This window comes from Flavitalea sp., assembly GCF_035489435.1.
Lineage (GTDB): Bacteria > Bacteroidota > Bacteroidia > Chitinophagales > Chitinophagaceae > DATHKG01.
Genome location: NZ_DATHKG010000034.1, coordinates 1 through 11,897 on the forward strand (window position 1 = coordinate 1; position 11,897 = coordinate 11,897).

The following is an 11,897-nucleotide window of genomic DNA, read 5'->3' on the forward strand; positions in this document are numbered from 1 at the left end:
CAAAATATAGTTGTACCGCTAAAATCTAAAGTTTTACTTTGTTTCATGGTTTCTGTTTTAATGTGTTTATGAAAGAAGCTTCAACTTAAATTTACACATTTGCAGAAACCATTCTCATACATGAGACCTGTTCGGAGTTACTGAACCCGATCAGGGCCCAACGACCCCTGGCACAACATGAATACCTAAAAAAGCCGATCAGGGAACAAAAAGCCGATCGGAGACAACAGCAGAAAACGGCAAAACGAAACGTATTAACCAGGAATCACAGTGGCAAATCAAACTAACCGAAAGGCCCATCCGGCGAAGGGAAGAACCGAGTGAACGCCATGAACGCGCAACGTCAACATATAACCAATAACGCAACCAGCACTACAAGCATACCTAAAAAAGCCGATCAGGGAACAAAAAGCTGATCGGAGACAATCCCGCACGTGCGGGACATGAACAATGGTATTAACGAGGAATCACAGTGGCAAATCAAACCAACCTCAGGCCCATCCGGCCAAGTGAAGAACCGAGTGAACGCCATGAACGCGCAAAATCAACAATGTAAATATGAGAGTGCCGTGTAAATATGAAAGCGCTGTCAATTGACAATAACACAACTGACAATAACACAACTGAAGCAAAAACAGATAATAAAAACGCTAAACAGAATTGATAAACTCCAAAACCTGCGGCAAAGATTTCTTCAAATGCACATTCGCCGGTATCCTGCGATTATAACCCTGAATAAGATTTCCGGAAATAACCAGCTGCGAATCCGGGGCAGCCTTTGAAATTACTGTCAGAAACTTAGCCATTTCAAAACTGTCAGCTATACATGTAAGATGTGTGTACAGGTAATCTGGCTTCTTCAGATCACAGACAAATTCCACATCCCTGGCGGGCACATTTGCTCCGAGGTAAAGGACCGAAATGCCGCGATTTTTTAACAGGTAATGCGTATACAGCAAACCAAGCTCGTGGTGCTCGCCTTCCGGCAGAAATAATAGAACTGTTTTCTGGGGACTTTGTGCACAGACATCCGGTTTGCAGGCTTCAATTCCTGCTACAATTTTTTGCCGGATGATATTGCCGACCAGGTGCTCCTGGGCGGGATTGATATTGTTAGTGATCCAGAGAATGCCCACTTTTTCGAGGAAAGGAAATATAACCTGCGTAATAGTTTTGTCGATTCCGCGGACGGCAACCTGTTCGTTCAGAAGTTTTTCGAAAAGATGCATGTCCAGGTCCACCATGTAGTGGAGCAGCTCGTTGAGGATCCTTTCCTGCCGGGCCTCGCCGTGCGACAAAGTGATAAGCTTTTCGCGCATCTCCTTCTGGCACATCCGGTCGATATGCGAGATCTTGAAACCGTATTTATTGAGGAGGGCGATGTTCAGGATTGATTTTAACTCTTCGCAGCTGTAGTACCGGATATTTGTGGCAGTACGTTGTGGTTTCAGGAATGAATAGCGTTGCTCCCACATCCGGATGGTGTGAGCCTTGACACCTGACAGATTCTCCAGGTCTTTTATGGTAAACGCGTTCATCAGATTATTTACAACTGCTGCGGGTAATTGTTTGGAAATTAGCTGTTAAAGTAAGGGATTGAGTATTTTCCCGGTATCCAGCAAGGCTTTTACAGGCCCCATGATCTGGGAAGAGGACCTTAAAACCTCGAGGTGGCGATGATGGTGCATATCGGTACCAATCATATCTATATAGCCTTTTTTTATCAGGTAATGAGCCAGTTCAGTGGCTGTTTTACCGTAATAATTTGCGAGTGACAGGATGTTCATCTGGAATAAAATTCCCATATCCTTGAGATGATCATAAAGCAATTTATCACCAGCCAGGTAGAGATAACGTTCAGGATGGGCGAGCACAGGTTGATAGCCTTTCATTTGCATAGCGAAAAGCATCTCTTTAAAATTCAATGGAGCACTTGAAAATGAAATTTCTACAAGCACCATTTTGTCTTTGATCGTCAGTAAAGGGGCATCGGCAAGCAGCAGACTTTCAAAATATTCATCCATATAATATTCTGCAGCCGCGCGGGTAGTGATATCAAGCCCATGATTCTGTAATCCTTTTTGGAGCACTTTGTGTCCGGCTCCAATGATCTCGGGATCATTTTTGTACATGTCGGAAATAATATGCGGAGTAGTGACTATCCGTGTATAACCCAAATCCATCAGCCCTTTGATTAGGATTACAGAACTTTCTACATTGTCGCATCCGTCATCTATCGCCGGGATAAAATGAGAATGCATATCGGTTGCAATATCACTCAGATCTATTCTGTTCGAACCGCTTTTTTTGAAAATAGAGAACATAGGGGTACAATATTAGATAATTTGTAGTACAAATTATAGTGGTACGGATCATGGCCCAACCAGCCTGCGTTTGGTCCCAACTGGCTTGTATCTGGAAAAATTTTAGTGACATCAGACAATAAAAAAATCCCCGTAGCAATTTACATTCCCAATGATGCCGGCACAACAACATTATGCAATGTTGTTGCCTGTATGATTGGTCAGTAACCACCTAACGGGGATCTACTAAAAATATTGGATCAGGAACCGTTTTTGACGGTTAAGCTGATTGTTAGATTTGATCGGTGTTTGTGGACAATGGAAACAAGTTTTCACCTGGAAACTAGTTTTCAATTGGAAACAAGTTTTTACTCGTTTTTCCTAACCGGCATTTGATGATAAATCTCATGATTTTTGTTAGTCCTGCGGCTGATATTTTGATGCAAACTCTTTGTACACTGCCTCTATCCCTTCACGCAAACCGACCTTTGCCTTCCAACCGGCTTTGGTGAGCTTTGAAACATCCATTAATTTACGGGGAGTACCATCCGGCCTTGAACTGTCGAGCACCATTTCACCTTCATACCCGATTATATCTTTTACGAGTAGCGCCAGTTCCCTGATCTCAATGTCCTCGCCGGTACCAACATTTACCAGGCCTGGTTCATCGTAATTCTGCATCAGGAAGAAACATGCATCTGCTAGGTCATCTGAATGGAGAAACTCACGCCTGGGTTTGCCTGAACCCCAGATCGATACATTAGGTTTATTTTCTTCCTTAGCTTCATGAAACTTCCTGATGAGCGCCGGCAAAACATGCGATTTTTCAAGATCATAATTATCATTCGGCCCATATAGATTTGTCGGCATTACCGAAATAAAATTAGAGCCGTATTGTGACCGGTATGCATCACACATCTTGATTCCTGCAATTTTTGCAATCGCGTAAGGTTCATTTGTTTCTTCGAGTTCACCGGTTAACAGGTATTCTTCCTTAAGTGGTTGTGGTGCCAGTTTTGGATAGATACAGGAAGAACCGAGGAACATCAGCTTCTTAACATTGTTTACATGAGCTGCATGAATCACATTGCTTTGAATCATGAGATTTTCGTAAATGAACATTCCGCGATAGATATTATTCGCCATGATGCCGCCCACTTTTGCCGCTGCCAGGAAAACAAAATCCGGTTTTTCCTGTGCAAAAAAATCGTTGGCTTCCTGTTGATTTCTCAGGTCAAGTTCAGATGAAGTTCTTAGAAGGAAATTATTGAATCCTTCTTTCTGCAGCTTGCGCAATATCGCTGAACCAACCATTCCGCGGTGACCCGCAATATAAATTTTATCCGTTTTTTGCATCTTGCAGCTATTGATATTCTAATCGGTTATTCGTTTTGATTCCGTTTACACTAACCAGACCCTGAACTATTCGTATTTGTTCCTTCAACTATCGCATTGGTCAATTCAACCATTAGTATTTGTCCCTTGAACTATTCGTATTGGTTCTTGATAGAGAAGCCTGATTCATGCAATAACTTTTCGCGTTTGAAAAGCTCTACATCATGTTCAACCATTTCTTCAATAAGTCCGTCGAGATCGTATTTAGGTTTCCAGCCCAATTGTGTTTGTGATTTAGTAGGATCACCAATCAGCAAATCTACTTCTGTTGGACGATAATATCTTGGATCCACAGCTACAACTGTTTTCCCGATTTCCACCGGGTAGTCTGGATTATTGCTTTCGACAACGATACCTATTTCCTTTTCATTTTTCCCTTTGAATTCCAGTTCAATGCCCACTCGTCTGAATGCTTTGATGATAAAATCACGCACAGAGGTAGTAACACCTGTGGCGATCACATAATCTTCAGGTATATCCTGTTGTAAGATCAGCCACATAGCTTCAACATAGTCCTTTGCATGACCCCAGTCGCGTTTTGCGTCAAGGTTACCGAGAAAGATCTTATCCTGGAACCCCAGGGCGATTTTTGCAACACCGCGGGTGATTTTACGGGTAACAAAAGTTTCACCGCGTAATGGAGATTCGTGGTTGAACAAAATCCCATTTACAGCAAACATTCCATAGGCTTCGCGGTAGTTAACCGTGATCCAGTATGCGTACATTTTTGCAACTGCATAGGGAGAACGTGGATAAAAAGGCGTTCTTTCAGACTGGGGAATTTCCTGCACCTTACCATATAATTCTGAGGTAGAAGCCTGGTAAATTTTTGTCTTTTTTGTGAGCCCCAGCAACCTGATAGCCTCCAACAAACGGAGGGTACCGATACCATCTGCATTTGCTGTGTATTCGGGTGTTTCGAAACTTACAGCTACGTGGCTCATCGCGGCAAGATTATAAATCTCATCTGGCTGAACTTCCTGGATGATCCGGATCAGGTTGGTTGAATCCGTCAGGTCACCGTAATGAAGTGTAAGTTGAATGTTTTTTTCGTGAGGATCCTGGTAGAGGTGGTCAATACGGTCTGTATTAAAAAGGGAACTACGTCTTTTGACACCATGAACCTGGTAGCCTTTTGACAATAGGAGTTCTGTGAGATATGCGCCATCCTGGCCAGTAACCCCGGTAACCAATGCTATTTTTGACATAATTTATCTTTATGATTTAATTTATCTGGTTGTGATATGTTGTTAACCGAACGGACTTTATTTAATTTTATCGAACCGGGCTTGCAATAAGTTAACCGAAACGGCGCTGCTTTATATTAACCGACTTAAAGAATCAATTTTACTTTCCTGCCAGCAATATTATTTATTAATGAACTGGAAGATTTTCCTGATTGGTTTTAAATAGGTAGTAAAAAAATATGGCCTGATACCGTTTAGTCGCCATGCTTGCCGGTCTTCGCGGTTTGCTTTAAGGCGGTTTTGGAAAGATGCGTTACTGATTCCTCCTGTACGCATTTTGACCAGAACTTCAGGAATATAGCGGGCTTGCAACTTATGCTTCAGTAAAATTCGGAGCATGATTTCATAATCGGCGGCTGATCGTAGAGTAATATTAAAGGTGCCGGTCTGCTTATAAACGGAGCTTCTGACAAAGAAAGTAGGATGCGGAGGCATCCATCCAAAATAGAAATTCCTTGCGCTAAAATAGCCCGAACGCCAATAACGAACAATTTTATTTATATCATTTGCCGCAACATATTGTAAATCACCGTATACTGCGTCGATTTCGGGATCCTCAAAGGCCTTCATTACATGCTCAATTACCATCTTTGATGCATATACATCGTCCGAATTTAGTATCCCGATCACTTCGCCTTTTGCAAGAATGATGCCTTTGTTCATGGCGTCATAAATACCCTGGTCTTTTGCCGATATACATTGGGCTACATGATCAAAACGGCTGACTTTTTCCAGTGTATCATCTGTGGAGTTGCCATCAATGATCAGGTGCTCGATTTTTCCCATCTGCCCGTAAGACTGGTTCCTGACACTTTCGAGTGTATCATTTATGGTGGTGCCTGAATTATAGCAGGCGGTGATTATCGAGATCGTTGGTTTTGGCACTTTGATAGAGAGTTGTTTGGCTTCGATACAGGACAAGGGGTTGGTGGCTTCCGCCCGGATCAAGGGGTTGGTTGATTCTGGTACTGTAGCTGAGACTTAGAAATTATGGATTTCCAGGACGAGATCAGGCTTTGTATTCCTTCTTGCCTTGAATTATACGATCCTTAATAGCTACCGCAGGATTGCCCTGGTAGATGGTGAAGGCTTCAAGATTTTTTGTAGCAACGCTTTGAACAGATAACACCGAATGTGTCTTGCAGGTTATTCCCGGACAAACAACAGATTTAGCCCCCAGCCATACTCCGTCTTCAATGGATATGGCGAGAACCATCAGGTCAAATTCTTTTGCAGCATAGTTATGATTGCCTGTCAGGAGCATTGCACCCTGGGAAATACAAACACTTTTACCGATAACTACATTGGCGAGATTATCGATCCAGACCTTTTCGCCGATCCAGCTATAATCACCAATAAAAAGTTTCCAGGGATACTTGATATTGACCCCTGGCTTTATCACCACTCCCCTGCCGATCTTTGCACCAAATAATTTGAGTATAAATTTTTTTAGGGCGGAAGAGGGGTTTAATGGGTTGATGAAAAACACGACGTTAAAGAAGTACCACAATATCTGTTGCGACCTGCTGGCACCAATCTTATTTCCGTACCAGTCGTTATTATATAGTGAGTTGTCGACGGTGTTCATGATCGATTATTCTACTGTGTCAGTTTTGACAAAAGTAAAAAAACTTGCTGCCATTTGCCGAATTCCTTTGATGATATCATGTACAAGGGCCAATCAATAACCTGGATACATATTTCCAATTCTGAGTTTTATTAATTGTAAAGGTTCCACAAGGATTATAAACATATCAGTCTGTACTAAAAATGAATTGCACGAAAAGATTTAAAACAGACAGCAAAAAAGGATTTTAATATGTTTGAAATAACTGAACCTGGATATTTGTTATTGCTTCCAGCGAATATTTTTCAGAAATTAATTTACGACAGCCTTTACTTCTGATTTGAATCAGCTCTTCGTCCATCTGGCTGCTATCTTCCAAAGATGAAACAATATCTGCAGTTTTTGTTGTTGTCCTCAGACCAAGATTGTATTCAAAAACATCGGGAAGATTGCATCCATCGGTTATTATTGGAATGAGCCCATATGACATTGCTTCGAGTAACGAAGACGGCAGGCCTTCGCTAAATGAAGGTAAAATAAAGTATCTGCAAGAAATAAAAAGGTCTGCCTTTGCATGGCCGGAAACAGTGCCAACATACCGGATATTTTTGCTCATCGCGATTAGTGGTTGGATCTTTTGTAATTCGCCCTGATCAGGACCAGCAATTACTAATTCAAAATATTCATTGTTGTTGAGTGAGCTTGCTGTCCAGGCTGTTACCAGACCTGAGACATTTTTTTTTGAATGTAGTCTTGAAAGAAATAAATAGCCGATTTTTTTTTGACTTTGCGGTTTGATTTTTTCCTGGTTATCAATAAAGACCCCATTTGGAACAAATACAATTTTTTTCCCTGGAAATTTTTTCTTCAGATTTTCCCATTCCGGCACCGATACCGCGCGGATTAAATCAGCTTTTTCAATTAATCGTTTTTCTACCAGGTTGAAATACACCATTTTTTTGAGCCATTTGTGACGCAATGGCCATGGTTCCAACATTCCCTGGGGAACAAAAATCCAATGGTATCCCATCTTTTTTAATAATGCTCCCCACCTTGTTGGATATTGCCATACACCGCTTGTAATGATAACATCTTCTCCGGGTGCCAAAGACCTTTCTTCAATCAAATTCCTTAAAGTGTTTTCAGACCCATCAACTACCTGAATGAAAGTGACATTTTCATTCTTGCTATGACTATTATAAGTGCCGGGATGCCAAAGTTCAGATCTGATACCTTGCAATTTTAAAAGCCCTGCATTAATAATAGCGGCATTCCACACACCAAAATTCAGGTCAGAAACTGAATCTACTATATTAATGAATCTCACTCAATTTTGATTTGCGGGAAAGAAATCGAATTATCCAAATCGGTATCATCATATACACAAAATGATCAATCACCTGCGGGAAATATCCCCTTGTTATCCATTGAAAAGTTGCCAACGCTACAACGATATAAGATGCTACCTGCAGTTTGTCCTGTCTTCTGATTGTGTTTGCGAATCTTCTTAAAAATACACCCCAAAAAAAATGACCAAACACTACACCCAACCAGCCAAAGGCGATATAAAAAGCGGCTACACTTAAAGTTGCTTCGCCACTAAATCTTGCCCACCAGGCATCGTATGCCTGTAAAGTAGTTGCCAATTGCGGTGGCGGATAGAATCTATCTTTATCAGGATATATTGCTCTTGGAATCATCCTGATAAATACATAGCCGAACATGGTGAGACCATAATCATGCTGGGGATTTCTGTTTGGATTGTCATAGAGTTTGTAGACAGCCATATCCGGCAATGCGCCGCGGGTTTGATCGAAAAACTTGCCGTACTCATAACTGAGTGGATCAAAGTTTAATTCGTTGTAAGTCTTCATGATAAGCGTTCGCCTGTTTTCAGTAGAAAACATAATACCATAAAAGAATAATAGTGCAAGCAAACCGCCTACAGCTATCCTTTTGACACTTACTTCGTTCTTGTACAGATACACAAATAATATCCCAAAAAGCGATAACACTATCCGGTATCGAAACCCTAATATCGAAAAAAGGAAAAAAGAGATAGCGATCCAAAACAATAATATTCTGCCTGGTATATCATAAAAGTAAGCGATAACTATCACGCAGATAAGTGAGTCAGTAAAGTTCTGCAAGAAATAACTTCCGCCGCTCGCGCCCAATCCTACCACTTCATTACCAATAAATACCTGCTGGATATTTGCACCTCCGATCGCCAGATTAAATAGCACAATCGCATACAAGGAATAAAATAGTATGGTAATAATTTTATGGGGATTTTTTATATCATATACCGGAGGTTCCTGCCACAGATCCTTTTTATTAATATTAGCAATCCAGTAACCCAATATAAAACATACAACTCCCGCTACATTAAATGCAAAACCAATTCCATAATAATCTCTGATGTCAGTCCCTATTATTAAATATTGTTGATCGAAATAAAAAAACAATGGGGTTATGAGCACGTAGATTGCATAGACAATCAGGCTCCACAGATAAACCAAATGTCGGTTCCAACCCCCGCGTACATATCCGAGTCTCAGGCCAATGAAAAAGACCAGGACCATTAACGCGGCTATTAAGACAGTGTACTCGTTAAGAATTTGAACAAATGTCATATAGTTTTTTTGCGTTCAACTCAGAAGATAAATCTTCCCGGATATGGTTAGTTTTTTCCACAAACCTGGAAGTTAAATCTGGTTCAGAACATAACCTGATCATGGCCTGGGTATAAGCTTCGACATTTTCGGCGTCCAGAATAAATGCATTATGAATATCGAGCTTGTCAACTGCTGCTCCGGTTTCTTTACTAGCAATCACCGGCTTCTTTGCGGCTAATGCCTCATTTATTACCAGTCCCCATCCGTCATACCTGCTTGCGAATACGAAGGCATCTGCAAGGTTAAACCAATATGGAATCATTTCTTTATCCTGGAATCCCAATAACACTACGTCAGAGCCTGATCCCGCTAACTCTTCGAGGTTTGCGCGGCTGGGTCCGTCCCCTATTATCAGCAACTTTGCATTTAGTTCTTTGGGAACATTTTTAAATGCCTTTATTAACGTATCCATTCCTTTTCTGAAAATCAATGAACCCGAACTCAAGAAAATGTATTCATTTTGGTTTCGGTAGGTTGATTTCAATTTATCAACGATGGATGTGTCAAGATTTTTTAATTCAAATAATCCTATGTTGATGTTATATGGCAGTTGAAATATAGGTTTATTATATTTATACCCCCGGTATCCGGTTTCGGCATTTTTACCTATTGCTAATATGCAACTGGTATATTTCAAAACCGGCCTGAGTGCCAGTTGTTTTAATAAGTATTTGATTCTATTATTGACAGGAAACACAGGCTCTGACCAATAGGCAACAAATTTCCCCTTTGCAAAATTTTTAGTGATCGCCAGTCTCACGTTAGGGGACCAATAAGTTCCGTTAACGACAATGTATTTTGCGGGGTCAGCGTTTATTATTTCGTTGATATTGGGATCATAGTGAAAAGACGAGACCTTCTTCTGTACAAATTTCGCCATCCATCCATTGCGTAATACCGTGATCTTATAATCCTTTTGAGAAGTGCTTAGATTCCACTGCCTATCCGCTTCTCTTACTGTAAAATATACAACATGGAGATTGAATATTCTATTCAAAGCATCAAAAAAATCCAGCTGATAAGGTGTCGGCATGTTGGTATAAAATGTCAGCCGCGGTTTAAAATCCTGCATAATTACTTCCGGTTTTTTGAACCAGTTTCCCAGGCTTTTTTTATCAGTGAATGAGTAGGCTCATCTGGATACCAGCCCCGGAATAGGAGAATGTTGCCTTCTTCGACCGACTGGGTAAGTTGCTTCAGGTTCTGAGCGGGAGTTCCTCTGAGCCCTTCTGAAATAGTAATCACTTTAAACGCAGCAGGATTAACATCTTTGATAGCTTTGTCAACCAACAAAGACTGTTCAGCCTTCAAATCAGTATATGGCGCACTATAATTGAAATATTGAATGTTTTCGTGCTCCGGAATTAAGAGTACATCCGGTATCGCTTCATGAACCGCCCGAAATACTTCTGCGTTCATCAGTCGTGACAAGGGATCCACGTTTGAATCCACATAAAAGATGGTACACCCCCACCGCTTTCTGGCGTAATTTATTTTATTAATTAATGTTATTGCAGGGTTTGAGACCGGTACATGATCAATCCAATTCCCTTTAAACACGACAGAATCGGGACGAATACAAATCCCCGTTTTGTAGCCTTCTTTTTTGAAAACTGCAAAAAACTCATCGGCTACTTCGTTCATTTCCGGAGCCAGCTTTGAAATTAATTCCGGAGAGCCTATATAAGTAAGAGGATGCGGAAATTCCTGGCCCTCGATATCCCAGACAATCACCCCCTGTGAATTGATATTTTTTAAATATCTAAGGCTGTTTCTTGCATATTTTAACGCATTTAACCTGAATTGCTGATTTCCATTTTTCGTGATGATGTCGACCTCATCTGAATTGTACATAACCCAATTCCTGGGGTTTCTCTGTTTCTTTGGCCCATATGACCCAAGAAAAAGTTCCGCGATAGGTCTTCGATCTTTCCAGGTGAGTGTAGACGGTTGATTTACACGATAATTTTGAAAAGCTTTTGAAGCAACCGTGTTAAGGCTAAGATTTGGCTTTACGAATTTTATCGCCATTGTATAAGTGAAGCTTTTCCCGGGTGGAAGCCTTAGCTCGACTTCAGGATTAAAATCCGTCATACCGTTGAATGGAATGTTTCCATGCCATATCCGATATAAGGCGCCGTTAGTATTGTTCTCTTCAAGCCAACCCATATATACTTTCTTGTTCCGCTCCGGGTTCTCAACAACAATATCAAAAGTCCCCAATTGGGCACTTATTGCAGCTGGGGAATTTATATTATTACTGTAATATGGAAAAGATGGCTGGAAATTCAGGGGTCTTTTGCCGACATTTAGAGTTAGTGGACAGAAACTCATTCCGCATAAGGTATCATAATCCGTTTTATTTGTCAGTGTAATTGTGACGTTCAGCGTATCACCAACCTGCAAATATCTTACAGATGCTGTTCCCCACTTCAAAGCAACTGAATACTCTTTTTTTTTGTCATCCCAGCTTTGGCCATAGATCTGCGACCATTCAGAGACAACCTTCTTATCCTTAGTTATGAGCTTAAATACTTCCGGTCCAAATGGCCGCCCCAATTGCTTATTGAAGTCGATCAGTGTGTTGTTTCCATAACTCATTGCCGAGATTCCATAAGGACTGGAATAGCTGATTTTGAGATTTTGTCCCAACCCAGCCTGCAGGCAACACAGGAAACAAACAAAGAATATTACTTGCCGCATCTGA

General features: G+C 41.0%; 10 protein-coding genes. All 10 read right to left on the reverse strand.

What is annotated here, in order from left to right:
* Positions 1-650: 650 nt before the first annotated feature.
* The 10 genes from VK664_RS05905 to VK664_RS05950 all read right to left on the reverse strand — a co-directional run bounded on the left by VK664_RS05905 (position 651) and on the right by VK664_RS05950 (position 11,893).
* A complete protein-coding gene (locus VK664_RS05905; protein WP_461397698.1) occupies positions 651-1,538 on the reverse strand; it encodes a MerR family transcriptional regulator in 888 nt (295 codons plus the stop codon).
* Between the two features lie 45 nt (positions 1,539-1,583).
* On the reverse strand, positions 1,584-2,324 hold the full coding sequence (locus tag VK664_RS05910) for a tyrosine-protein phosphatase (protein ID WP_461397699.1): 741 nt from the start codon (positions 2,322-2,324) through the stop codon (positions 1,584-1,586).
* A 396-nt stretch (positions 2,325-2,720) separates the two neighbouring features.
* Positions 2,721-3,659: a GDP-L-fucose synthase family protein gene (locus VK664_RS05915; RefSeq protein ID WP_461397700.1), complete on the reverse strand. Its 939-nt coding sequence runs from the start codon at positions 3,657-3,659 to the stop codon at positions 2,721-2,723.
* A gap of 131 nt (positions 3,660-3,790) precedes the next feature.
* Positions 3,791-4,906, reverse strand: a complete 1,116-nt coding sequence (gmd, locus tag VK664_RS05920; RefSeq protein ID WP_461397701.1) for a GDP-mannose 4,6-dehydratase — start codon at positions 4,904-4,906, stop codon at positions 3,791-3,793.
* A 159-nt stretch (positions 4,907-5,065) separates the two neighbouring features.
* Positions 5,066-5,893, reverse strand: coding sequence for a glycosyltransferase family 2 protein (locus VK664_RS05925; RefSeq protein ID WP_461397702.1), 828 nt, complete (start codon positions 5,891-5,893; stop codon positions 5,066-5,068).
* Positions 5,894-5,954: 61 nt separating this feature from the next.
* Complete coding sequence (locus tag VK664_RS05930) at positions 5,955-6,533, reverse strand: WcaF family extracellular polysaccharide biosynthesis acetyltransferase (RefSeq protein WP_461397703.1); 579 nt, start codon at positions 6,531-6,533, stop codon at positions 5,955-5,957.
* A gap of 226 nt (positions 6,534-6,759) precedes the next feature.
* The gene (locus VK664_RS05935; protein ID WP_461397704.1) at positions 6,760-7,839 is read right to left on the reverse strand and encodes a glycosyltransferase; all 1,080 of its coding nucleotides are present in this window, start codon (positions 7,837-7,839) and stop codon (positions 6,760-6,762) included.
* Entirely contained in the window at positions 7,826-9,148 is a 1,323-nt protein-coding gene (wzy, locus tag VK664_RS05940; protein WP_461397705.1) for an O-antigen polysaccharide polymerase Wzy, read from the reverse strand. The genes VK664_RS05935 and wzy overlap by 14 nt, the downstream gene beginning before the upstream one ends.
* Entirely contained in the window at positions 9,126-10,262 is a 1,137-nt protein-coding gene (locus VK664_RS05945) for a glycosyltransferase family 4 protein (RefSeq protein WP_461397706.1), read from the reverse strand. Before VK664_RS05945 ends, wzy begins: the two co-directional genes overlap by 23 nt.
* A 2-nt stretch (positions 10,263-10,264) precedes the next feature.
* Positions 10,265-11,893 carry a hypothetical protein gene (locus tag VK664_RS05950; protein ID WP_461397707.1) on the reverse strand — a complete coding sequence of 543 codons (1,629 nt, stop codon included), beginning with the start codon at positions 11,891-11,893 and terminating at the stop codon, positions 10,265-10,267.
* Positions 11,894-11,897 lie beyond the last annotated feature (4 nt).